This is a genomic window from Microbacterium pratiae, assembly GCF_047302165.1.
Taxonomy (GTDB): Bacteria; Actinomycetota; Actinomycetes; order Actinomycetales; family Microbacteriaceae; genus Microbacterium.
In genome coordinates this window covers 2,929,709-2,952,300 of record NZ_CP154843.1, presented here as the reverse complement: position 1 = coordinate 2,952,300, position 22,592 = coordinate 2,929,709, and the positions used below count along the sequence as shown (strand labels likewise).

Annotated in this window: 19 protein-coding genes and 1 tRNA gene; 9 read left to right on the top strand and 11 right to left on the bottom strand. The window is 69.9% G+C overall.

What is annotated here, in order from left to right; translation table 11 throughout:
• Positions 1–10 precede the first annotated feature (10 nt).
• The 4 genes from topA (at position 11) to AA0Y20_RS14075 (ending at position 6,132) form a co-directional block, all read left to right on the top strand.
• Positions 11–2,716, top strand: coding sequence for a type I DNA topoisomerase (gene topA / locus AA0Y20_RS14090; protein WP_412935484.1), 2,706 nt, complete (start codon positions 11–13; stop codon positions 2,714–2,716).
• A complete protein-coding gene (gene tmk, locus AA0Y20_RS14085) occupies positions 2,713–3,351 on the top strand; it encodes a dTMP kinase (protein ID WP_412935481.1) in 639 nt (212 codons plus the stop codon). Before topA ends, tmk begins: the two co-directional genes overlap by 4 nt.
• A gap of 76 nt (positions 3,352–3,427) precedes the next feature.
• On the top strand, positions 3,428–4,582 hold the full coding sequence (locus tag AA0Y20_RS14080; RefSeq protein WP_412935478.1) for a DNA polymerase III subunit delta': 1,155 nt from the start codon (positions 3,428–3,430) through the stop codon (positions 4,580–4,582).
• On the top strand, positions 4,579–6,132 hold the full coding sequence (locus AA0Y20_RS14075) for an alpha/beta hydrolase (RefSeq protein ID WP_412935475.1): 1,554 nt from the start codon (positions 4,579–4,581) through the stop codon (positions 6,130–6,132). Before AA0Y20_RS14080 ends, AA0Y20_RS14075 begins: the two co-directional genes overlap by 4 nt.
• Before the next feature lie 70 nt (positions 6,133–6,202).
• On the opposite strand, the gene AA0Y20_RS14070 is transcribed toward AA0Y20_RS14075, so the two are convergent.
• From AA0Y20_RS14070 to AA0Y20_RS14055, 4 genes are all read right to left on the bottom strand, one after another.
• Positions 6,203–7,009, bottom strand: a complete 807-nt coding sequence (locus AA0Y20_RS14070; protein WP_412935473.1) for a nucleotidyltransferase domain-containing protein — start codon at positions 7,007–7,009, stop codon at positions 6,203–6,205.
• 96 nt (positions 7,010–7,105) lie between these two features.
• The gene (locus AA0Y20_RS14065) at positions 7,106–7,765 is read right to left on the bottom strand and encodes a methionine ABC transporter permease (protein WP_412935472.1); all 660 of its coding nucleotides are present in this window, start codon (positions 7,763–7,765) and stop codon (positions 7,106–7,108) included.
• On the bottom strand, positions 7,758–8,795 hold the full coding sequence (locus AA0Y20_RS14060; RefSeq protein ID WP_412935469.1) for a methionine ABC transporter ATP-binding protein: 1,038 nt from the start codon (positions 8,793–8,795) through the stop codon (positions 7,758–7,760). The genes AA0Y20_RS14065 and AA0Y20_RS14060 overlap by 8 nt, the downstream gene beginning before the upstream one ends.
• A 67-nt stretch (positions 8,796–8,862) precedes the next feature.
• A complete protein-coding gene (locus tag AA0Y20_RS14055) occupies positions 8,863–9,759 on the bottom strand; it encodes a MetQ/NlpA family ABC transporter substrate-binding protein (RefSeq protein WP_412935466.1) in 897 nt (298 codons plus the stop codon).
• A 230-nt stretch (positions 9,760–9,989) separates the two neighbouring features.
• On the opposite strand from AA0Y20_RS14055, the gene AA0Y20_RS14050 reads away from it, so the two are divergent.
• Positions 9,990–10,065, top strand: a tRNA-Thr gene (locus tag AA0Y20_RS14050).
• 69 nt (positions 10,066–10,134) lie between these two features.
• On the opposite strand, the gene AA0Y20_RS14045 is transcribed toward AA0Y20_RS14050, so the two are convergent.
• Together AA0Y20_RS14045 and AA0Y20_RS14040 are read right to left on the bottom strand one after the other, a co-directional pair.
• Entirely contained in the window at positions 10,135–11,262 is a 1,128-nt protein-coding gene (locus AA0Y20_RS14045; RefSeq protein WP_412935463.1) for a Gfo/Idh/MocA family protein, read from the bottom strand.
• On the bottom strand, positions 11,259–12,023 hold the full coding sequence (locus AA0Y20_RS14040; protein ID WP_412939655.1) for a sugar phosphate isomerase/epimerase family protein: 765 nt from the start codon (positions 12,021–12,023) through the stop codon (positions 11,259–11,261). Before AA0Y20_RS14040 ends, AA0Y20_RS14045 begins: the two co-directional genes overlap by 4 nt.
• Positions 12,024–12,211: 188 nt before the next feature.
• On the opposite strand from AA0Y20_RS14040, the gene AA0Y20_RS14035 reads away from it, so the two are divergent.
• The 4 genes from AA0Y20_RS14035 to AA0Y20_RS14020 all read left to right on the top strand — a co-directional run bounded on the left by AA0Y20_RS14035 (position 12,212) and on the right by AA0Y20_RS14020 (position 16,098).
• Positions 12,212–12,790, top strand: coding sequence for a TetR/AcrR family transcriptional regulator (locus tag AA0Y20_RS14035; RefSeq protein ID WP_412939654.1), 579 nt, complete (start codon positions 12,212–12,214; stop codon positions 12,788–12,790).
• A 69-nt stretch (positions 12,791–12,859) separates the two neighbouring features.
• A complete protein-coding gene (locus AA0Y20_RS14030; protein ID WP_412935461.1) occupies positions 12,860–13,255 on the top strand; it encodes a hypothetical protein in 396 nt (131 codons plus the stop codon).
• A gap of 60 nt (positions 13,256–13,315) precedes the next feature.
• Positions 13,316–15,520: an MMPL family transporter gene (locus AA0Y20_RS14025; RefSeq protein ID WP_412935458.1), complete on the top strand. Its 2,205-nt coding sequence runs from the start codon at positions 13,316–13,318 to the stop codon at positions 15,518–15,520.
• Positions 15,517–16,098 (top strand): isochorismatase family protein, encoded by a 582-nt coding sequence (locus tag AA0Y20_RS14020; RefSeq protein ID WP_412935456.1) that lies wholly within the window; start codon positions 15,517–15,519, stop codon positions 16,096–16,098. The genes AA0Y20_RS14025 and AA0Y20_RS14020 overlap by 4 nt, the downstream gene beginning before the upstream one ends.
• 4 nt (positions 16,099–16,102) lie before the next feature.
• Here AA0Y20_RS14020 and AA0Y20_RS14015 read toward each other — a convergent pair whose 3' ends face one another.
• The 5 genes from AA0Y20_RS14015 to AA0Y20_RS13995 all read right to left on the bottom strand — a co-directional run bounded on the left by AA0Y20_RS14015 (position 16,103) and on the right by AA0Y20_RS13995 (position 22,544).
• The gene (locus tag AA0Y20_RS14015; protein ID WP_412935453.1) at positions 16,103–17,791 is read right to left on the bottom strand and encodes a serine/threonine-protein kinase; all 1,689 of its coding nucleotides are present in this window, start codon (positions 17,789–17,791) and stop codon (positions 16,103–16,105) included.
• A gap of 109 nt (positions 17,792–17,900) precedes the next feature.
• The gene (locus AA0Y20_RS14010; RefSeq protein ID WP_412935451.1) at positions 17,901–19,217 is read right to left on the bottom strand and encodes an ABC transporter permease; all 1,317 of its coding nucleotides are present in this window, start codon (positions 19,215–19,217) and stop codon (positions 17,901–17,903) included.
• Positions 19,217–19,969: an ABC transporter ATP-binding protein gene (locus tag AA0Y20_RS14005; protein ID WP_412935448.1), complete on the bottom strand. Its 753-nt coding sequence runs from the start codon at positions 19,967–19,969 to the stop codon at positions 19,217–19,219. Before AA0Y20_RS14005 ends, AA0Y20_RS14010 begins: the two co-directional genes overlap by 1 nt.
• Positions 19,966–21,579 carry a hypothetical protein gene (locus AA0Y20_RS14000; RefSeq protein ID WP_412935445.1) on the bottom strand — a complete coding sequence of 538 codons (1,614 nt, stop codon included), beginning with the start codon at positions 21,577–21,579 and terminating at the stop codon, positions 19,966–19,968. Before AA0Y20_RS14000 ends, AA0Y20_RS14005 begins: the two co-directional genes overlap by 4 nt.
• Entirely contained in the window at positions 21,576–22,544 is a 969-nt protein-coding gene (locus AA0Y20_RS13995) for a hypothetical protein (RefSeq protein ID WP_412935442.1), read from the bottom strand. Before AA0Y20_RS13995 ends, AA0Y20_RS14000 begins: the two co-directional genes overlap by 4 nt.
• Positions 22,545–22,592: the final 48 nt, after the last annotated feature.

Here is a 22,592-nt window from a genome sequence, read left to right as displayed (position 1 = left end):
AGGATGACTCGTGGCAGGCGGCAAGAAACTCGTCATCGTCGAGTCCCCGACCAAGATGAAGTCGATCCAGGGCTACCTGGGCGACGAGTACGAAGTGCTCAGCTCGGTCGGGCACATCCGGGACCTCGCTAAGAAAGAGGACATCCCGGCCGACAAGAAGCAGGCGTACGGCAAGTACTCCATCGACGTCGAGAACGGCTTCGATGCGTATTACGTGGTCAGCGATCGCAAGACCAAGACCGTTGCCGAGCTCAAGCGCGCCCTGAAAGGCGCCGACGAAGTCCTGCTCGCCACAGATGAAGACCGCGAGGGTGAGGCGATCGCCTGGCACCTGCTCGAGGTGCTGAAGCCCAAGGTCCCCGTCAAGCGCATGGTCTTCCACGAGATCACGAAGGACGCCATCCGCGCGGCCGCCGACAACACCCGCGAGCTTGACCTCGCGCTCGTCAACGCGCAGGAGACCCGTCGCGTGCTCGACCGCCTCTACGGCTGGGACGTCTCGCCCGTGCTGTGGCGCAAGATCGGCTCCGGCCGCGACGGTCAGGCCCTGAGTGCCGGCCGCGTGCAGTCCGCCGCCACCCGCATGGTCGTCGAGCGCGAGCGCGAGCGGATGTCGTTCGTCTCGGCGTCGTACTGGGACATCGAGGCCCACGCGGCGAAGGACGGCGGCTCGTTCTCGACCCGCCTCGCACGGCTCGACGGTGCTCCGCTGGCCCGCGGCACCGACTTCGACGACACCGGTTCGCTCAAGAAGGCGGTCGTCGTCCTCAGTGAGAAGGACGCCCGAGAGCTCGCCGCCGCGATCGAGAAGGCCGCCACTGCCGCCGTCACCGCGGTCGAGGCCAAGCCCGGAACCCGCAGCCCCAAGCCGCCGTTCACGACCTCCACGATGCAGCAGGAGGCCGGACGGAAGCTCTCGATGAGCGCCAAGCACGCGATGAGCGTCGCCCAGCGTCTCTACGAGAAGGGCTACATCACCTATATGCGTACCGACTCGACCGCGCTCTCGGCGCAGGCCGTGACGGCGGCGCGTACCCAGGCGGTCGCGCTGTACGGCGATCGCGCGGTTCCCGCGAGCCCGCGCTCGTACCGCAACAACGCCAAGAACGCCCAGGAGGCGCACGAGGCGATCCGCCCGTCGGGCGAGGAGTTCCGCACGCCCGCGTCCGTCGCCTCCGGGCTCGACCGCGACGAGCAGCGCCTCTACGACCTCATCTGGAAGCGCACCGTCGCCAGCCAGATGTCCGACGCGAAATACGAGACCACGACCGTCACGCTCGAGGCCGACGCCGCCGGCAAGCGCGCCGCGTTCACGGCATCCGGAACCGTCTACACCTTCAAGGGCTTCCTCGAGGCATACGAGGAGGGCAACGACGAGAAGCGTGGCGACAACGACCGCTCGGCCGATCAGTCGCTCCCGCCCGTCGCCGTCGGCGACGAACTGGCTCTGTCGGATGTCGAGCCCAAGGGTCACGCCACGAGCCCCAAGCCCCGCTACACCGAGGCGAGTCTCGTCAAGGCGCTCGAAGAGAAGGGCATCGGCCGTCCGTCGACCTTCGCGAGCATCATCGACGTCATCCTCGAACGCGGCTACGTCACCAAGCGCGGACAGGCGCTCGTGCCCAGCTGGCTCTCGTTCAGCGTCGTGCGGCTGCTCGAGCAGCACTTCGCCGACCTCGTCGACTACGACTTCACGGCTGCGCTCGAAGACGACCTCGACGCGATCGCCCGAGGCGAGCAGGCTCGTGAGGCCTGGCTCAAAGAGTTCTACTTCGGCTCGGACAGTCACGTGGGCCTGCGCAACATCGTCGAGAACCTCGGCGACATCGACGCGCGTGAGCTGAACGCGACGCCGATCGGCGACGTGGCGACCCTGCGCTTCGGCAAGTACGGGCCGTACCTCGACGTTCCGGTCGGCGACGGTGAGACACGCATCGTCAACGTCCCCGACGACCTCGCACCCGACGAGCTGACGCCCGAGAAGGCTCAGGAGCTCATCGACGCTCCCGTCGCCGGCGACCGGGTGCTCGGCGAGAACCCCGAGAACGGCAAGCTCATCGTCGTCAAGGACGGACGCTTCGGCCCCTACGTCCAGGAGCTCGAGCCCGAGCCGGAGGAGACCGTCGACGAGGCGACCGGCGAGGTCGCCCCCGCCAAGAAGAAGACGACGAAGAAGAAGGAAGCGGCCCCCAAGCCGCGGACGGCGTCGCTCTTCAAGTCGATGAGCGTCGACACGGTCGACCTCGATCAGGCCCTCAAACTGCTCTCGCTTCCTCGCGTCGTGGGCGTCGACCCCGAGACGGGCAACGAGATCACCGCTCAGAACGGACGCTACGGACCGTATTTGAAGAAGGGCACCGACTCGCGCACCCTCGCCAGCGAGCAGCAGCTCTTCGACATCACGCTCGACGAGGCTCTGGCCGTCTACGCGCAGCCCAAGTACGGTGCTCGCGCGGCCTCCAGCGCCCTCAAGGAGTTCGAAGCCGATCCCACCAGCGGCAAGCCGATCAAGCTGAAAGACGGCCGCTTCGGTCCCTACGTCACCGACGGCGAGACCAACGCGACGATCCCGCGCGGTGAGAACGCCGAAGAGGTCACCTTCGAACGGGCCGTGCAGCTGCTCGCCGACAAGCGTGCCAAGGGTCCCGCGCCCAAGCGCAAGACAGCGGCGCGCAAGACCACGACGACGCGCAAGCCGGCGGCCAAGAAGAAGTGACCGGCTCGGCCGAGCGTGGACTCTGGATCACCCTCGAGGGCGGTGACGGGTCGGGCAAGACGACCCAGGCGGCCGCACTCGAGGCCTGGCTCCGTGAGAACGGCCGCGAGGTCGTGCGCACGCGCGAGCCGGGCGGCAGCGACGTGGGAGTGCTCATCCGCGACATCGTCCTGCATCACCGGGGCGACATCGCGCCGCGCGCCGAAGCGCTGCTGTACGCAGCCGACCGGGCGCACCACGTCGCGACCGTCGTCCGTCCGGCCCTCGACCGCGGCGCCGTCGTCGTGCAGGACCGGTACCTCGATTCGTCCGTCGCCTACCAGGGGGCCGGACGCGTACTGGATGCCGGTGAGGTGCGCGACCTGTCGCTATGGGCCGCCGACGGCGCGCTGCCCGACATCACGGTGCTGCTCGACCTCGACCCCGCCGCCGCGCGGGCGCGTCTCGACGCCGATGACAAGCCGTTCGATCGGCTCGAGGCAGAGAAGGCCGACTTCCACGAGCGCGTGCGCACCGCCTTCCTCGGGCTCGCCGCAACGGAACCCGAGCGGTTCCTCGTCCTCGACGCATCGCGCCCGCCGGGCGACCTCGCCGACGAGATCCGGGCGCGCGTCGAACGCTCAGTGCGTCGCTGAGTCGGCACCTCCGACGGGGTCAGCGCCCGCGCGACGCGGGGTAACCGAGGTCGGAGCCTCCCCGTAGGCTGGACCCATGACCGTCTCCGCTCCGCTCGCGCCGCCGTGGGGCGAGGTATGGGGTCAGGACTCCGCCGTCTCGGCGCTGCAGGCCGCGGCATCCGATCCCGCGCAGCTCGCGCACGCCTGGCTCATCACTGGCCCGCCGGGCTCGGGGCGCTCGACGCTCGCTCACGCCTTCGCGGCCGCACTGATCGCCGAGCCGGGCGACGAGGCCGCGATGCGTCAGGTGCTGGCGGGCACGCATCCCGACCTCACGGCGCTTCGCACCGAGGGTGTCGTCATCTCGATCCGCGACGCTCGGGCCCTCGTCGAACGGTCGTACTTCTCGCCCTCACTGGGGCGGTACCGCGTCATCGTCGTCGAAGACGCCGACCGGATGGTCGAGCGCACGAGCAATGTGCTGCTCAAGGCACTCGAAGAGCCGCCGGAGCAGACGGTCTGGGTGCTGTGCGCTCCCAGTGACGCCGACTTGCTGCCGACGATCCGCTCGCGCGTGCGCACCCTGCGGCTCCGCGAGCCGGATGTCGCGGATGTCGCGCGGCTCATCTCCGCGCGCACGGGCGTCGACGAAGCGGTGGCCGAGCAGTCCGCGCGGCTCGCGCAGCGGCACATCGGCATGGCCCAGCGCCTGGCGACAGATGCCGCCTCCCGCGAGCGACGCGACGCGACCCTCCGTGCCGTGCTCGCGGTGCGCGGGGTGTCGGATGCCGTCGAGACGGCCGGCCGTATCGTGAGCGCCGCGACCGAGGACGCGAAGGCCCTGACGGCGGAACGCGACGAGTCCGAGCGCGAAGCGCTGCGTCGCACGCTCGGGGTCGCGCCGGGCGCACCCGTTCCGCCCGCGGTGCGCGGTCAGCTCAGCGCGCTCGAAGACGACCAGAAGCGCCGTGCCACCCGCAGCCTGCGCGACGGCATCGATCGGGTCCTCACCGACCTCGAATCGATGTACCGCGACACGCTCATGCTGCAGTTCGGGCGCGAGGGCGACCTCATCAATCGTGAACTGACGAATGAGCTCACCGCCCTCGCGTCGGCCTGGACTCCCGATCGCACGCTCGTCGTACTCGATCGCATCTCGGCCACGCGCAGCGCCCTCGAGGGCAATGCGGCCCCCGTGCTCGCTCTCGAGAGCATGCTCATCACCGTTGCCAGCGGAAGGACACCGTGAAAGCTCCCCGTCGTCTGGTCACCGTCGTCGCGATCGCCGCGGCCACGGTGACGGTGCTCACCGGCTGCGTCTTCAAGGGCAGCCCCGAACAGGCTTCCCCGGCACCGAGCCGCACGCCCATCACCGAGGGCGTCTCGGCGGATCTGATGCCGTTCTACGGGCAGGAGCTCGACTGGGAGTCCTGCGAGGGCGCCGACTCGGGCTCGTACGATTGCACGACGGTGCGCGCACCCCGTGACTGGAACGATCCCTCGGCCGGCGAGGTCGAGCTGGCCGTCGTGCGGCGCGCGGCGGGATCGGGGGAGGCGCTCGGGTCGCTGCTGGTGAACCCCGGCGGTCCCGGCGCGAGCGGGTACGACCTGATCGCCGACAGCGCTCAGTTCGCCGTCGGATCCGTGCTGGCGGATGCGTACGACGTCATCGGGTTCGACCCGCGCGGGGTCGGTCGTTCGAGCGCCGTGGCCTGCTTCGACGCTGCGGGCACCGACGCATACTTCTTCGACATCCCGGCGGCTCCTCGGGGCACGCCCGAGTGGGAGGCCGAGCTGACGGCACGGAACGAGCAGTTCGCCGCCGCGTGCGATGAGAACAGCGACGGCATCCTCCCCTTCATCACGACCGAGTTCGCCGCGCGCGACATGGATCTGCTGCGTGCGGTGCTCGGCGACGAGAAGCTCAACTATCTCGGCTACTCGTACGGGACCTTCCTCGGCGCGACGTACGCGAAGCTCTACCCCGAGAACGTCGGGCGCCTCGTGCTCGACGGAGCGATCGACCCGAGTGTCTCGTCCATCGACGTCAGCGCCACCCAGGCGGTCGGCTTCGAGTCGGCTCTGCGCGCGTTCATGGCGGCGTGCCTCGAGGAGGAGGACTGCCCGTTCCGCGGGTCGGTCGACGATGCCATGACCGACCTCGCGACGCTGCTCGCGAGTGTCGATGCCTCGCCGCTGCCGGCATCCGATGGCCGGCGCCTCGGCGCCGACTCGCTCATGACAGCGATCATCGCGGCGCTCTATTCGCAGGACAACTGGTCGATCCTGCGGCAGGCTCTCGCGCAGACGCTGGCGGGTGACCCCCAGACGGCGTTCCTCCTCGCCGACTTCTACTACGCGCGTACGTCCGACGGGCGATACGAAGACAACTCGTCCGAGGCGTTCCGCGCCTACAACTGCATGGACTACCCGGTCGAGAACGATCCCGAGGCCGAAGCCGCCTCGAAGGCGCGCCTGGCCGTCGAGGCGCCCACCGTTGCGCCGTACTGGGAGGGCGTCGACGCCTGCGCCGTCTGGCCCTACCCGCCGACCGGCACACGCGGCGAGATCACGGCAGACGGTGCCGCCCCGATCGTCGTCGTGGGCACGACCAACGATCCCGCCACTCCCTACGAATGGTCCGAGTCGCTGGCCGATCAGCTCGCCTCGGGCGTGCTCATCACGCGCGAGGGCGAGGGGCACACCGGCTTCCAGAAGGGCAACTCGTGCGTCGACGACGCGGTCGAGGCCTTCTTCATCGACGACACCGTGCCTGAAGACGGCCTCGTCTGCCGCTAGCACCCTCGAGCTCCCCGTTCGGCCGGGAACGCTGACGCCATACCCGGCCGAACGGGGACCTCGGCGGCGCTCAGGACGGGTGCGGCAGGGCCCGGAACACCTCGACAGCTGCCCGCACTCCCGGAGGTGAGGCGTCGAGGGCGTCGAGAGCTGCGGTGACCCGGACATCGAAGTCTGCAGGCGCGGACGGGAGGCGCGGGACGCCCGCCACGATGCCCTTCTCGTTGATGGCCCAGGCTCCGGCGTGCGCATGCCACGCGTATGCCAGTCGCACCGCTGCGTGACTCAGGCAGAGGCCGACGTAGGCGATGTCGCCGCGATCGGCCACCTTCGCGGCGCCGTTCACGAGGAAATCGACCTGCCAGAGGTCGTCGAGGAAGGCGCGTCGCAGCGGCTCGGGGTAGGGGACGAGGGCGGCGGCGTTGTCGCGCAGGAATCCCGCATCGTCGACGAGGGGCTTCGCGAGTGCGACCTCGCCGGCGTACGCGACATCCAGAAACCCGAGAGGATGCCCCGGCTGCGTGTGGAAGGCGAACTCGCCGCGACGCGCCCTCGCGACCTGAGCTCGAACGCGGTCGACGTCGCGGATGATGACGTCGACGGGCGTGTCGGCGATCGTCGTCCATGCTCCGCTGTCCACCCAGGGCCCCCAGCTCCCGGCCGGGCCGACGGTGACCGGCGTCGTCGCCCAGCGCGACACCGCCGCTGAGAGGGCGGCGCGGTCGAACTTCCGCCCGTCGACGTAGACGCCGAGATCGACGTCCGAGTCGGCGGCATGCGTGCCGCGCGCGCGGCTGCCTCCGAGCGCCACGGCGACCACGCCCCGCGTCGCTGCGAGATCGCGCGCGATCCGAACCAGATCGGCATCCGAGAGCATGTCGCCAGGCTAGTGCCCGCCACCGAGGTCCCACTTCGGCCGGGGATGACGCCGCCAGAACCGGCCCAAGTGGGACCTCGGCGGGGGAGACGGGCGTCAGCGCCGGAGGATGCGGCGCGCGAGGGCGTTGCCGAGGAACTGCACGCCCTGCACGAGCAGGATGATGATGATCACGGCCGCCCAGGTCACCCAGGGGTTGAACTGACGGAAGCCGTTCACCAGTGCGAACTGACCGAGGCCGCCCGCGGCGATCGCGCCGGCGACCGCGGTCATATCGACGAGTGCGACGACGATGAAGGTGTAGCCGAGCACGAGGGGGCCGAGCGACTCGCGGGGGACCAGCCGGAACAGGATGCGCGACCGGCTCGCACCGGCGGCACGCGCCGCCTCGATCACCCCGGGACGCACGGTCAGCAGGTTCTGCTCGACGATGCGTCCGATCGCGAACATCGAGGCGATCGAGATCGCGAAGACGGCGAACTCGATGCCGATGCCGCGGATGCCGAAGGCGCGGGCCAGCGGCTGCACCGCTGCCATGAAGATGATGAACGGGATCGGGCGGAAGGTGTTGACGATCACGTTGACGATGCCGAACACCACGCGGTTGGGGAACAGGCTGCCGGCGCGGGTGGCATACAGGGCGAGGCCGATGAGGAACCCCGCGATACCGCCGAACACGAGGCTCAGCGTGATCATGTACAGCGTCTCGGCCGTCGCCGGCCAGAGGTCGGGCAGCAGGTCGATGAGCCTATCCACGGGAGTCCTCCTCGATGAGCGGTGCGTGGGCGGATGCCGCGGCCACGGCACGATCGACGGCATCCGTGTCTCCCGACAGGGCGAGCGTCAGGTGCCCGAAGACCCGCCCGCGGATGTCGTTGATGCCGCCGTGGATGAGCTCGAACCGCACGCCGTGCGATGACAGGGCCGCGAAGACGTCCGCCTGCGGCGATTCGCCCTCGCGGATCGTGAAGGTGACGATGCGGCCGGGATGCCGCGCGCGGAGCGCCGCGAGCTTCTCGCCCGTCGGTGCCTCGTCGATGATGCTCGCGACGAACCGACGGGTGGCCGCGTGCTTCGGCGCCGACAGCACGTCGAAGACGGCGCCGCTCTCGATGACGCGCCCGTGCTCCATCACCACCACGCGGTCGGCGATCGATCGGACGACCTCCATCTCGTGGGTGATCACGAGGATCGTCACGCCGAGCTCGGTGTTGATGCGCTTGAGGAGGGCGAGCACTTCCTGCGTGGTGTCGGGGTCGAGCGCGCTCGTCGCCTCGTCCGCGAGCAGGATGCGGGGACTGGTCGCGAGCGCCCGAGCGATGCCGACACGCTGCCGCTGACCGCCCGAGAGCTGTTCGGGATAGTTCTTGGCCTTGCCCGAGAGACCGACGAAGTCGAGCAACTCCGCCACGCGCTGCTTGACCTCGGCGCGCGGGCGGCCGGCGACCTCCAGCGGGTAGGCGACGTTGCCCGCGACGGTGCGCGAGTCGAAGAGGTTGAACTGCTGGAAGATCATGCCGATGTCGCCGCGCAGGGCGCGCAGTTCGCGTTCGCGGAGCACGGTGATGTCGCGGCCGTCGATCTCGACTCTGCCGCTCGTCGGCGTCTCGAGGGCGTTGACCAGGCGCAGCACCGTGCTCTTGCCGGCACCGGAATACCCGACGATTCCGCACACGGTCCCGGCCTCGATCTCGAGGTCGACGTCATCGACGGCGACGACCGGGTCACCGCCCTTCGTGGACGGGGGGAAGCTCTTGGTCACGCCGGACAGGCGGATGAGGGTCATGCGGGGCTCCTCGAACGGGACATGCGTGTGCGGCCCGTCCGGTGGAGCGGGCCGCACACGCATGATGTCACTGGTTGGCGCGGATGTCGTCCTCGACCTGCTTGAGGGCCGAGGCGAGCTCGTCCTTCGGCGTCTTCACGAGAACGGCGGAGCCGCCGGAGGCCTCCTGCAGCCCGTCGGTGACGGCCTGCGTGTCCTGGAAGATCTCGACGAGCTTCTGGTAGGTCGGGTTGTCAGCGTCCTCGGCCTTGGCGGCGAAGACGTTGATGTACGGCTGCGCGCTCGGGTCGCTGGGGTCGTCGGTCGCGAGCGCGTCGTCGAACTTCAGGCCGGCGTCCTCGACGAAGTCGTTGTTGATGATCGCGGCGGCGACGTCGGGCAGCGACGTTGCGGTGAGGGCGGCGTCGAGCGCCTCGACCTTGACCTTCGAGCCCGGCTCGACGTCGGCGGTCGTGGAGAACACCGAGCCGCCGTCCTTCAGCTCGACGAGGCCCTGGGCCTGCAGCACGAGCAGGCCGCGGGCCTGGTTGCTCTCGTCGTTCGGCACTGCGACAGTCGCGCCCTCGGGGATCTCATCGATCGAGTCGTACTGCGTCGAGTACAGGCCGAGCGGGTAGGTCGCGGTCGAGCCGATCGCGACGAGGTCGTCGTCGGCGTTCACGTTGTACGTGGCGAGGTAGATGATGTGCTGGAACTGGTTGAGGTCGAGCTCGCCCGCCGACAGGGCGGGGTTGGGCTGCGTGTACTCGGTGAAGTCGACGATCTCGACCTCGATCCCCTCGTCGGCAGCGGCCTCCTTGTAGGTCTCCCAGTACGGGTCGCCGGCGCCGACGACGCCGATGCGCACGGGGCCGTCCTGAGCGGCGTCGCCGGAGTCGCCGGAGCCGGCGTTCGACGCGCACGCGCCCAGCAGGAGGGTCAGGGGGAGGGCCAGGGCGGCCGCGGTCAGAAGTCGCTTGGACATGAGTGGTGCTCCTCGGATCAGGCACCGCGGGGCGGTCCAGCCGCCCGTGCGCGACCGGGTCGCGCTCGCCTCGTCGCGGTGCGTTACGACGGTAAGCGCCACCGATGGACGGCGAGTAATCGTCGCGTAACACGGCGTCTCCCGATATAAGGGCGTCGGCGTCGCCGCCGGTTCGCGGCGGGGTCGGAGACCATGTAACATTGCTGATCGTGCATCGCACAGCGACGCGCGCCGCCTTAGCTCAGACGGCAGAGCGATTCACTCGTAATGAATAGGTCAAGGGTTCGATTCCCTTAGGCGGCTCCACAACGAAAGGCCCGGACTCCAACGAGTCCGGGCCTTTCGCGTTGCCGCTCCGCGGGAGCGCCGCGACCGTTACAGCGTCGCGCTGAACGGGTCGAAGTCGACCGGAACGGTGGGCACGGGCGCCACGGTGCTCGCGACCTTCACGAACTCGCCCGAGGCAGCCGATTCCTGCGCCGACAGCATGATGTCGAGCACGTGGTAGCCGAGCTCGCCGGTGGCGACGTGGGGCCGGTCCTCGGCGATCGCGCGGACCATGTCGAGCAGACCCAGGCCGCGGCCGGTGAGCTTGCCCTCCTGCTCGATCTCGATCCACTCCTGCTCGCCCCAGTTGCCGTCCGAGATCGACGTCCGCGCCTTCACGTACGCGATACGTCCCTCGAACTGGTTGGGGTCGGGCAGGACGATCGAGCCCTCGGTTCCATGCACCTCGAACACGCCGTGGCGTTCGAGGGCCGAGTCGAAGCTCAGCAGGCTCGCCGCCTGCTGGCCGCCCTCGAAGGCGGTGATGACCTGCATCGTGGTGGGCACCTCGACGGGGAAGACCGTGCCCGCGTTGGGGCCCGCCTGGATGGTGCGCTCCTCGAGCTTCTTGCGCCCGACGGCGGCGACTCGGTCGACCGACCCGAAGAGGCTGACGAGACCGCTGAAGTAGTACGGTCCCATGTCGAGGAGCGGGCCTGCGCCCTGGGCGAAGAGGAACGCGGGGCTCGGGTGCCAGAGGTCGGGGCCGACGGTCTGGAACGTCGTCGACGCGAACATCGGCTCGCCGATGACGCCGCTCTGGATGGCGCGCTTCGCGGTCTGGAAGCCGGGTCCGAGCAGGGTGTCGGGTGCCGAGCCGATGCGCAGGCCGGCGGCATCCGCCTGTCGCAGGAGCTCCGCCGTGCTCTCGCGGTCGAGACCGAGGGGCTTCTCCGTCCAGACGTGCTTGCCCGCTGCTATCGCTCGTGAAGAGATCTCGACATGGACGGCCGGGATCGTCAGGTTGACGATGACGTCGACGTCGGGGTGTGCGAGGACGTCATCGGTCGTGCCCCACTCCGCGACGCCGTGCTTCTCGGCCTGAGCCTTCGCGCGGTCGACATCGAGGTCGCCGAGGATGACGACGCGGACGTCGGGGAACGAGCTCAGGTTCTCGAGGTAGGTGTCGCTGATGACACCGACGCCGACGAAACCGACTCCGACGGGACCGGTCATGCGCTGACACCGTTCTCGCGCAGGAAGGCCAGGCTCGCGGCGACGTCGGCGAAGACGTCACCGGGTGCCTTGTCGTACTCGACGACGGCGTACTCCAGTGCCGTCGCAGCCCGGAGCGACTCGGCGAGGGGCACGTCGCCCGTGCCGGCGTGGCGCTGGTCGAGGCTGTCGGAGCCGAACTGCTCGGCGCCAGGAGCCCAGGGGTTGGATGCCGGAACGACGCCGTCCTTGACGTGGACGGCGATGAGGCGGTCGCCGAGGCTCTTCACGAGGGCCGGGACGTCCTGGCCGCCGGTGAGCGCCCAGAACAGGTCGAGCTCGAGCGTGACCCGCTCGTCGAGGAGCGAGACGAAGCGCTCGTACGCGCTCTGACCGTCGAACGCGGCGACGAACTCCTGCGCGTGGTTGTGGTAGCCCACGCTCAGGCCGAAACCGGCGGCGATCTCGGCCTGCGCGTTCAGGCGCTCGGCGATGTCGGCCACGCCTTCTTCGGTGAGCCAGCGGTCGGGGGCCACGAACGGGTCGATGACCGTCTTCATGCCGATCGTGGCCGCAGCCTCGTAAACGACCTCGGGCGCGGGCGTGGGGATCGAGCCGTCGGGCGTCCACAGCTCGTCGGTCAGCAGGGGAGCGTGACCGGTCGGCGAGGTGAGGCCGGCGGCATCCAGGGCCGCGCGGATCTCGGTCGGGCGCGAGACGAAGTCGAACGCCTCGACGTGTGCGAACCCGATCTCGGCGAGCTTCGCCAGCGAGCCGGACATGTCGGCGGAGAACTCCTTCGCAAGCGAATAGAGCTGGACGGATGCCTGGACCTGAGTCACAGTCGACCTTCTTTCGTACGTCATCGTGCGGGGTGCCCGTGGTGGCACGACGTCACGCTAACACGTAATACATCCAGTTGGAGGTTTTTTGTTACAGTCACCGTGTGAGCAACGACGATCGCGCAAGGATGGGCCGCCCGGGCGCCTACGCCAAGGGCGTGGCACGACGCCAGGAGATCCTCGACCGTGCGATCGAGGTGTTCCAGGAGCGCGGCCTGCAAGGCACGTCGCTGCGGCGCATCGCCGAGGCCATCGGGGTCTCGCACGCTGCGCTGCTGCACTATTTCGAGTCGCGGGAGCAGCTGCTCGTCGCCGTCTACGAGCATGCCGAGACGCAGCGCGGTCGGCGCAACCCGGTTCCCCCCGAGACCGCGGTCGGCGTCATGACGCGTGCCGCCGTCGACAACCTCGAGGTGCCCGGCCTCGTCGAGCTCTACTCGATCCTCGTCGCCGGAGCGCTGGAGGCGGGGAGCGAGCATGGCAAGACATTCTTCACCGAGCGATTCGAGCGCATCCGTGGTGAGTTGACCGCGAGGCTTCGCACCGAGCAGCGAGCCGGAACCGTTCGCGACGATGTGCCCGCCGAGCAGCTCGCGGCGCTGCTCATCGCGGCGTCGGACGGCCTGCAGATCCAGTGGCTGCTCGAGCCCTCTATCGAGCTCGAGCGCACGCTCGCCTCTCTCGCGGTGCTGCTGCGTCCCGCGTGAACCTGCGCCGCGCGTGAACCATACTGAAGGCATGGCGCGACCGAACCGTTTCCCGAGTCGGCGGTGCGCGTGAACACGACCCTCGACGCGGTGCTCGAGATCCTCAGCTGGGCGGGATTCGGCGGCGCCGCCGTCTTCGCGGTCGCGCTCCTCGTGCTGTGGGCCGCCGACGGCACCTGGCTTCCGGTGGATGCGCTCGTGGACCACGAGCCCGACGGCACCTGGGTGCGGTGGTTCGACGACGAGGGTGAAGCCAACAGCGCGCGGGTCGACGAGCACACGGCGACCCTCCTCGCGGGTCGCGATCGGGCCGACATCTGGTACCGACACGGATGGCGGGGGAGGATGCGGCTGACCCGGCGCCCGCCCGCCCATCACCTGCTCGTCAGCCTGTCCTCGGGGTTTCTCGCGGTGGGCGTCGTCGCCCTTGTCGCATCCTGGATCGTCCTCTTCGCGCGCGGCTGAGTCTGCGCGGCGATCGGCCGTGAGGTGGCGCATCGAAAAATAGCTAGATAAGCTATCTACGTGAAGAGCGAACGAAATGTCCCGCGCTGGCTGCGTATCGGCATCCCCGCCCTCCTCGTGCTCGTGTGGCTCGTCGGCGGTTCGGTGGGCGGTCCCTACTTCGGTCGGGTGAGCGAAGTGGCCACGAACGATCAGTCGTCGTTCCTGCCTGCCAGCGCCGATGCGACGCAGGTCAGCGAACGCCTGACCGACTTCACGGGCGGCGAAGAGATCCCGGCGGTGGTCGTCGCCGCCGCATCCGACCCGCTCGACGAGGCCCAGCTGACGGCGCTCACCGAGCTCACCGCCGCCATCGGCGAGCTCGATGGAGTCGGTGAGGTCTCGCCGCCCATCCCGTCCGAGGACGGTCTCGCGGTTCAGGCCTTCGTTCCCGTCGATGCCTCGGGTGAGGTGCGCGACGTCGTCGAAGAGATCCGCGCCCTCGTCCAGGAGGACCTCCCCGCAGGCGTGGAGGCGTGGGTCACCGGACCAGCCGGCTTCACGGCCGATCTCGCCGAGGGCTTCCTCGGCATCGACGGACTTCTTCTCCTCGTCGCGCTCGCCGCGGTGTTCGTCATCCTCGTCATCGTCTACCGATCGCCGCTGCTGCCGATCCTCGTCCTCCTCACGTCGGTGTTCGCGCTGTGCGTCGCGCTGCTGACGGTCTGGTGGCTCGCGAAGGCCGACATCGTCGTCCTCAACGGACAGGTGCAGGGCATCCTGTTCATCCTGGTCATCGGTGCCGCGACCGACTACGCCCTGCTCTACACGGCCCGGTACCGCGAAGGGATCGGCTCGGGTGCGTCGCGCTGGGACGCGACGCTGCGCGCGTGGAAGGGTGCCGTCGAGCCGATCCTCGCCTCGGGCGGCACCGTGATCGCGGGTCTCCTCTGCCTGCTGCTGAGCGATCTCGCCAGCAACAAGGCGCTCGGTCCCATCGCCTCGATCGGCATCGCCTTCTCGATGCTCTCGGCGCTGACCTTCCTGCCGGCTCTCCTGGCGCTCTGCGGTCGGGCCGCGTTCTGGCCGTTCATTCCGCGCACGGGCGCCATCGATCTCCCCGACGACCCGAGTCAGCCCGTCCGCGGGCTGTGGCCCCGTCAGGCGCGCTTCGTCGCGCGCCGCGCCCGGACGGTCTGGATCACCAGCACGGTCGTGCTTCTCGTCGGCGCCGCGGGCGTCCTGCAGCTCAACGCGAACGGTGTGCCCTCGAGCGACCTCGTGCTCGGAGCGTCTGAGGCCCGCGACGGTCAGGCCGCTCTCGCCGAGCACTTCCCCGCGGGGTCGGGCAGCCCGGCATACGTCATCGTTCCCGAGGATGGTCTGGCTGACGCGCTCGTCATCCTCGACGAGAACGACGGCATCTCTTCTGTCGCCGCCGTCGCGGCCGACTCTCCGACCGGGCAGGTCTCCGTGGCACTCGAGGGCGGCGAGCCCGTCTTCACCGCGGCGGGACCCCCGGGCGCACCGGTGCCCGAGCCGACGGTGTCGGAGGGCGATGTCCTGCTCTCGGTGACGCTGACCGACCCAGCCGACTCGCTCGAGGCCGAGCAGACCGTGCGCGACCTGCGGGCGACCTTCGCCGACGAGGCGCCCGAGGTCCTCGTGGGCGGGACGACCGCGACCGACGTCGACACCAACGACACCTCGATCCGCGACCGCACCGTCATCATCCCGGTCATCCTGGTGGTGATCCTGCTCATCCTGATGCTGCTGCTGCGCTCGATCCTCGCGCCGGTGCTGCTCATCCTGAGCACGATCCTGTCGTTCGGCACGGCGCTGGGCGTGAGCGCCCTCGTGTTCAACCACGTGTTCGACTTCCCCGGAGGCGATCCCGCGGTGCCCCTGTACGGTTTCGTGTTCCTCGTGGCGCTCGGCGTCGACTACAACATCTTCCTCATGTCGAGGGTTCGTGAGGAGACGCTCGAGCACGGAACCCGTCGAGGCATCGCGCGGGGCCTCGTGGCGACGGGCGGGGTCATCACCTCGGCGGGGCTCGTGCTCGCAGCGACGTTCGCGGCCCTCGGCGTCATCCCGATCCTCTTCCTCGCGCAGATCGCCTTCATCGTGGCGTTCGGGGTGCTGCTCGACACGTTCGTCGTCCGGTCGCTCCTCGTTCCCGCGCTCGCCCACGACATCGGCGCCGCCATCTGGTGGCCGTCGAAGCTGTGGCGTCGCGAACGGGCCGTGCGGCACGCGGACGCGGAGCGTACCCTCGACGCATGACCCGTGCCCTGTTCATCGTCGATGTCCAGAACGACTTCACCGAAGGCGGAGCGCTCGGTGTGACCGGGGGTGACGCGGTCGCCGCGGCGATCACACGTCACCTCCGGGAGCACGCCGGCGACTACGAGATCATCGTCGCGTCGCGCGACTGGCATCACGGCGACCACGACAACGGCGGGCACTTCGCCGATGGCGAGCCCGACTACGTCGAGACCTGGCCGGTGCACTGCGTCGCCGACACGACGGGGGCGGAGTACGACCCCGAGCTCGACGTCTCCGCCGTGACCCACCACGTCAAGAAGGGGCAGGGGGTGCCCGCGTACTCGCTGTTTGAGGGCACGACCGAGGAAGGGGATGCCGTCGCCGACCTGCTGACCCGTCACGGCGTCGTCGACGTCGACATCGTCGGCATCGCGACCGACTACTGCGTGCGCGCGTCGGCGCTTGACGCGATCGCGCACGGTCGACGCGTGCGCATCCTCACCGACCTCGTGGCGGGTGTCGCCGAGGAGTCGAGCGCGGCTGCTCTCGCAGAGCTGGCCCACGCGGGAGCCGAGATCGCCTCCGCGGGAGATTGAGGCCTCAGCGCGCCGGCTTGCCCGCCCCCGTCGAACCCGACCCCTGGCCGTTGTTCGAGCCGGGACCGTTGCCGTTGTTCGAACCGTTGCCATTGCTGTTGCCGCTGCCGCTGTTCGAGCCGGGAGCCGACCCGTTGCTCTGAGCGGGCACGGCCGGGACATCGACGGTCGTCACCTCGATGGGCACGCTGTCGATGGGCAGGCTGTCGGTGAGCGTGTTGCCCGTTGGTGCGGTGCCTGTCGGCGCGGTGTCGGCGGGCGCCCTCTCGGACGGGGAGTCGTCGACCGCTCGTGTGCCGTCATCGCCGACCGAGCCGGTCGTGCCGACCGTCTCGACTCCCGTCGTGGACTCGTCCGTCGGCTCCTCGACCTCGAGCTCGTCGGCGTCTTCCCCTGCCGGGGTGGTGCCTTCCGGCGTCTCCACCACGGCGGGGACGGTGACATCCGTCGTCGGCGAGGCGGGGGGCGGGAGCAGCAAGAGGTGCGCGGCGAGTGCCACGCCGATCGCGGCGATCGATGCGGCGCCGACAGCGATCGCCGTCCGTTTCCGGCGGCGTCCCGCTGTCGTCCGGCGGGTCGTGGCCGACCTTCCGACGGCGCGGAGAGGAAGCGCCTCGAACGTCCGCTCGTCGCCCGGCTCCGGCCTCGTGCCGCGCGCCCGCAACGCGGCGGTCGCGGCCACGGGAGCGTCGAGCGTCGTCGACGTGTCTACACCCCGGGCCTCGGTGATGGGCCAGGCTGCGGTCGCGACGTCGGCCTGAGCCGCGCGCGATGCATTCCCCTCGAAAGCTCTCCCCGCGGTCGGAGCGGAGCGCGCGGTCGCCGACGTGGAGCCGTCCGAGGCAGCGGACTCGCGACGGCTCAACCGCGCCATCACCTCGACGGCGGTGGGACGGTCGTCGGGCCGGCGAGAGGTCATCGCGCAGAGCAGGTCGCGCCAGGTGTGATCGAGCATCAGGGGCATGTCGGGGTCGCGCGACAGGCGCGCCAGCAGCTGCCCGCGATTGCCGTCCGATCCGGAGAACGCGCGCTCGCCCGTCGCCGCTTCGAGCAGCACCAGGCCGAGCGCGTAGATGTCGGACGGGGGCGCCGGATCGGCGCCATGGAGGAGCTCGGGTGCGATGTAGGCCGCGGTGCCGATGAGGAGGCTGGGCGAGGTGACGCGCTCGCTGTCGAGAAGGTGGGCGATTCCGAAGTCGGCGAGCTTCGCGCGCAACGGAACGCCGGGCACCGTCGATCGGGCGAGGAGGATGTTCGACGGCTTCACGTCGCGGTGCACGATCCCCGCGTCGTGCACGACGTGGAGCGCGTCGGCGAGCTGAGAGCCGAGCGCGGCCAGTTCCCGGTCGTCGAGCACGCCTGCCGCGATGCGCTGCGACAGCGTCGTCCCCACCACATGCTCCATCACCAGGAAGCGAGGCTCGTCGTTCAAGTGCGCGTCGAACAACGTCACGAGGCCGGGGTGGTTGAGCGATGCGAGCAGTCGCGTCTCGATCGCGGCGCGGTCCGACGCGGTGCTGTCGGTCAGCTCGGGCCGCAGGACCTTGACGGCGACCGGTCTGCCGAGGGCTTCGTCGCGGGCGCGGAAGACGCGCGCCATGCCGCCGGAACCGATCGGGTCGACGACGCGGTAGCGGCCCGCGAGGAGGGCGCCGGGCAGAACAGCTCCATCACTCGCGACACCGTCAGTCATCCCGCGTCCTCGTCCTCGGCCGTCCCCACCGCGAGCAACGGTAGACCTCGACGGCTCCAGACGAAGAGGACTGGCGCTGAGGGCCCGTCCGCGCTATGTGCGGGATCGATCAGGCGTTGCCGCGCAGCGCGACGACCGGTTCTATGCGCGATGCGCGTCGGGCAGGGATGCCGCCGGCCGCGAGTCCGATGACCGCACCGAGCACGGTGCCGCCCAGGGCCACCCAGGGATCGAGGACGGGCGACCACTGCTGCACGATCGACACGCCCAGCACGGCGAACACTCCCAGCGCCGACCCGATGAGTCCGCCCAGCAGGCCGATGACGATCGATTCGACGACGAACTGCCCGGCGATCTGCCTGCCGGTGGATCCGAGGGCACGGCGCAGGCCGATCTCGCCGGTGCGCTCGAGGACCGACAGCGTCGTCACGTTCGCGATCCCGAGCCCGGCCGCCAGCAGAACGATGACGCCGAGGATCAGGAAGACGACGTTGACGTCGCCCTGCACGTCGCGCGCGAGATCGGAGCGTCCCTGCGGTGCACTGACCTCGAGCGTGTCGACCGCGTCGGGCGCGAGGGCGAGGGGCGCCTGCTGCCGCAGCTGCGGGCCCGTCCCGACCACGATGCGTGCGATCGCATCGCCGGGGGAGGCGAGCTGGAAGTCCTGCCGGGCTGCACCTGTGGGGATGACGACGCCGTCGACGATCTCCGCACGGCGGTCGAGCTCGTCGAAGATCCCGACGACGGCATAGGCCACGCCGCCGATGAACACCGCCGGCTGCGTGTCGACGCGGTTGATCGCGAGGCGCTCGGCAGCGCGCGAGCCCAGCATCGCCACGCGGTCGCCGCGGGCGTCGTGCCCCTCATCGAACGCGCGGCCCGTGACGACGCGCCCGCCGAGCGTGTCGAGGATCTCGCCTGACGCGGCGAACAGTGCCGGGGGAGCGGCAGCCGCGATGGAGGGGTCGTTAATCGGCACGGCGGTGATGGAGTTCTCGCGCAGGGTGACGGGGGCCAGAACGGCTGCGGACTCGACACCGGCGAGGTTCTCGAGACGCGCCGGCGCATCCCAGGGCAGCGAGGCCGTCGCGACCCGCTGCCCGCCGCGAGCCTGCGCCTCGGTGGGACTGATGCTCAGGTGGGTCGCGGCAGCGGCGTCGAACTGCCGAGCGATCTGCCCGGCGGCGGTCTGCGCGAACCCGACGGTCGCCACGAGTGCGCCGATGCCGAGCACCGTGCCCATGACGGTCATCACGAGACGCCCCGGCCGCGAGCCGATGTCCGTCGTCGCCTCGAGCACGAGGTCGCCGAAACCGAAGCGGTCGGCGCGAGCCACCTGGCGGGCCTCGGCGACGGCGGTCGTCGTCGGAGCATCGGTCGAGCGACGAGACCGGCGGGGGCGGAGCCTCTTCCAGAGCGCGGCCATCAGCTCAGCTCGCTCATACGGCCGTCGGCGATGCGGATGCGTCGCGCCGCCCGATCGGCCACGCCCTGATCGTGCGTGATGACGACGAAGGTCAGGCCGCCCGCGTTGAGCTCCTCGAACAGCGCCATGATGTCGGCGGTGGTGGCCTGGTCGAGGTTGCCCGTCGGCTCATCGGCGAGGATCACGCGGGGTTGCGTGACGACGGCACGCGCCACCGCGACCCGCTGCCGCTCGCCGCCGGAGAGCAGTCCGGGACGGAAGTCGACGCGGTGCCCGAGGCCGACGCGTTCCAGGGCCGCCCGCGCCCGTTCGGTGCGCTCGCCGCGAGGCGTGCCGCTGTAGAGCATCGGCAGCATGACGTTCTCGAGAACGCTGCGGCGAGGCATCAGATGGAAGGCCTGGAACACGAAGCCCAGACGCCGGGCGCGCACCGCCGCACGCTCGTCCTCGGTGTAGCCGTCGGTCAGCTCGCCTGCGAGGCGGTACTCGCCCACGGTCGGGCGGTCGAGAAGACCGAGGATGTTGAGCATCGTCGACTTCCCCGATCCGCTCGGTCCGACGATCGACACGTACTCCCCGTCGAAGACCGTCAGATTGATGGCCTTGAGTGCTTGCACCTCGGGCGGCCCGGGGAACGAACGGGTCACGTCGCGCAGCTCGATTACCGGCGGGATTTCATCCGATCGGATGACGTCGGCCTCGTCATCCGGCGCGGCCGGACGGTCGGAGGTGACGATGACGGCGTCGGTCATCGCCCGACCACGACGAGATCGTCCTCCGCAAGCTCACCATCGGTGGCGCGTACCTCGACGGCACCGCCCGCCGACAGGCCGGTCTCGACGACGACGAGTCGGGTGCGGGCATCGGGATCGCGCGGGTCGCCGTCGACGACCTCGACGCGCGTCTCGCCGCCCGGTCCTGCCGTCAGAGCCGCCGCGGGAACGCTGAGCACATCGCCTGCCGTCGCGCCCACGGCGATGGTGACGCGCACATTCGTGCCCTGCAGCTGCGAGATCTGCTCGGGGGTCAGCTCCGCGGGCTCGAGGCTCACCTTCCACCGGCTCTCCCCGCCCGTCCCCGGTTCCACCGCGGTCACGGTCGCGGCGTGCTCCGTCCCGTCGGGCAGCGCGAAGCCGGCGGTCGAGCCGACCGCCAGGAGCTTCGCGTCGGCTTCCGCCGCCGATCCGGTGAGAGCCACAGTCGCGCCCGACACGGTCATCGCCGCTCCGGAGAGGATGCTGCCGCGTTCGGCAGACACCGCGTCGACACGGCGGGGCAGCTCGGTGAGGTAGAGCACCTCTCCAGCCGGAAGGGCGGGCAGGGCCTGCTGTCGGGCGCGCGTGAGGTCGTCCTGCGCCTGTGACAGCTGGCTCGCCGCCGCGTCGACCGCGGCACGCTCGCCGCTCGTATCGGGTGCTGCGTTCAGCTGCTCGCGCGCGAGCTCGGCGGTGGCCACCTGGTTCTGGGCGGCGACGATCTCATCCCATGAGGCGCCGTTCTCACGCGCGCCCTGCAGGACCGCGCGAGCGTTCGCGACCTCGAGGTCGGCCCGGGCGATGGCGTTTCCGTCTCGCCCCGCCGCGTTCAGCGCACTGCGCGCCGCCGACAATGCCTGCTCGGCCGAGCGGACGCCTTCCTGCGCGGAGCGGACGGTGCTCGCGCCGTCGTCCTCGGACTCGGGGCCGGTGTAGCCGACCGCCGCGTACAACGCGGTGACGGCGTTGGCGGCCTGTTCGTCGAAGACGTCGTTGCCCGGGTCGCCCGCGTCGATGCCGACGGACCGCATCGCCTCTTTGAACTGGACGACATCGGGACCCGCGACCCCGAATCGCAGTGTGCGGTAGGCCGGGAGCTCGCCCGGCAGCGTGATGACGGGACGCCCCGCGACCTCGAGCGCGACGGAGAGCTGCGTCAGCTCGGCTCCGAGTGCCGGGACCTGACCGGTGACGACGGCCGGGCCCGAGATCGCGGACGTGTCGATCTTCACCTCGACGGGGTCGGCGAACCCGACCTCGCCCCGGATGGTCACGTCGTTGCTGAGGGGGCCGAACTCCACCGGCACGGTGACGAGGCCGGGCGCGGGGGCGTCGTCCGCAGCCGCCGAGGCTGGCGCCATGACGAACCGTCCGACGAGCAGGCCGCCGACGAGTGCGACGACCGCGACCGCCGCAGAGATCCAGAGCACGCGGTTGCGCGAGACGACCGAGCGCCACACGGCGAGCCGCCCACCGCCGCCGGATCCCGACGGACCGGCGGCATCCGAGCCGTCTCCCGGTTCTCCCGGGCTCGCCGGGTCGGCGACGAGCTCGTCGAACGAGTCGACCGCTCCCGATGCGTCGTCCTGCGGGCGGTCACCGCTCACGAGCGAGCCTGCTCAGCCGCCGCCTTCATCGCGTCGAGCTCGGCCTTGTGATCGGCGATGAACTGCTCCTCGGCCTCGAACTGCGCCTTCTGGTACTTGGCGCGATAGTCGGTCTCCTTGCGGCAGTCGAGGTCGGCGAGGGCCAGCTCGACCTCACGCTCGTGGATCTCGTCCATCGTCGCCTGATCCGGGCCGGTCTCCGTCGAGTTCTCGTAGACGCCGTTGAGCTCTTCGTAGATGGAGTTCTGGGCATCGGCCTGAGCGGCGAAGCCGGGGTATCCCGCGGCATCCATGCACTCGGCCCATTCGCGGTCGAGGTCCGCCATGGCCGGAAGCGTGGCCGAGGTCTCGTAGAACTTCGTGATGGCGTCCATCACATCGGCGAACTCGTCGGACTGCATCGGATCGTCGCCGTTGAGCTCGTGATCCGCCCAGCCGTGACATCCCGACGTCTCCCAGTTGTACTCGTAGGAGCCGTCCTCGGACATCTCCTCCTCGCTGGGACTCGGGCCGTACAGCGCCTCGTAGTAGGCCATCTGCTCCGACTCGGAGAGGGCCATGACGTAATCCGAGTTGGGGTCGGGGGTCACCTGCTCGGGTTCGACCTGCGCATCCGCGTCGGGATACTTGACGGCGCCGTAGCCCCATTGCGCCACGAAGTCGCGATCTTCGGGCTTCCACTCGGTGCCGGAGCTGAACGACATGTTGGCGGGTGCCGGGATGTACTCGAAGCCCTCGTCCTGCATGCACTGCGCGATGAGCTCTTCGCGCTCCTTGTTCTGCTTCTCGAAGTGGGCCTGCTGTTCCTCCTCGCTCATCTCGCCGCCGTAGAAGGCGGAGAAGTACTCGGAGAGCGGCGATTCCTCGGTGCTGTCGGCGGACCCGTCGGCGGCCGTGCAACCGGCCATCGCGAGGACGAGACCGACCGCGGCCGGCGCGGCCCATCGGAGTGTTTTGCGGTGCACGTGCAACCCCCTTGTTTCAAGATCGCCTCAACACTATGGGGTTGCTGA

Bases quoted from the DNA above. Each gene is read 5' to 3' on its own strand.
- AA0Y20_RS14060 (WP_412935469.1), bottom strand. From the start codon at position 8,795: ATGACCCTCATCCGCCTGTCCGGCGTGACCAAGAGCTTCCCCCCGTCC.
- AA0Y20_RS14045 (WP_412935463.1), bottom strand. From the start codon at position 11,262: ATGACCGGTCCCGTCGGAGTCGGTTTCGTCGGCGTCGGTGTCATCAGC.
- AA0Y20_RS14010 (WP_412935451.1), bottom strand. From the start codon at position 19,217: ATGGCCGCGCTCTGGAAGAGGCTCCGCCCCCGCCGGTCTCGTCGCTCG.
- AA0Y20_RS14055 (WP_412935466.1), bottom strand. From the start codon at position 9,759: ATGTCCAAGCGACTTCTGACCGCGGCCGCCCTGGCCCTCCCCCTGACC.
- AA0Y20_RS14035 (WP_412939654.1), top strand. From the start codon at position 12,212: ATGGGCCGCCCGGGCGCCTACGCCAAGGGCGTGGCACGACGCCAGGAG.
- AA0Y20_RS14070 (WP_412935473.1), bottom strand. From the start codon at position 7,009: ATGCTCTCGGATGCCGATCTGGTTCGGATCGCGCGCGATCTCGCAGCG.
- AA0Y20_RS14040 (WP_412939655.1), bottom strand. From the start codon at position 12,023: ATGTCCGGCTCGCTGGCGAAGCTCGCCGAGATCGGGTTCGCACACGTC.
- AA0Y20_RS14080 (WP_412935478.1), top strand. From the start codon at position 3,428: ATGACCGTCTCCGCTCCGCTCGCGCCGCCGTGGGGCGAGGTATGGGGT.
- AA0Y20_RS14005 (WP_412935448.1), bottom strand. From the start codon at position 19,969: ATGACCGACGCCGTCATCGTCACCTCCGACCGTCCGGCCGCGCCGGAT.
- AA0Y20_RS14015 (WP_412935453.1), bottom strand. From the start codon at position 17,791: ATGACTGACGGTGTCGCGAGTGATGGAGCTGTTCTGCCCGGCGCCCTC.
- AA0Y20_RS14020 (WP_412935456.1), top strand. From the start codon at position 15,517: ATGACCCGTGCCCTGTTCATCGTCGATGTCCAGAACGACTTCACCGAA.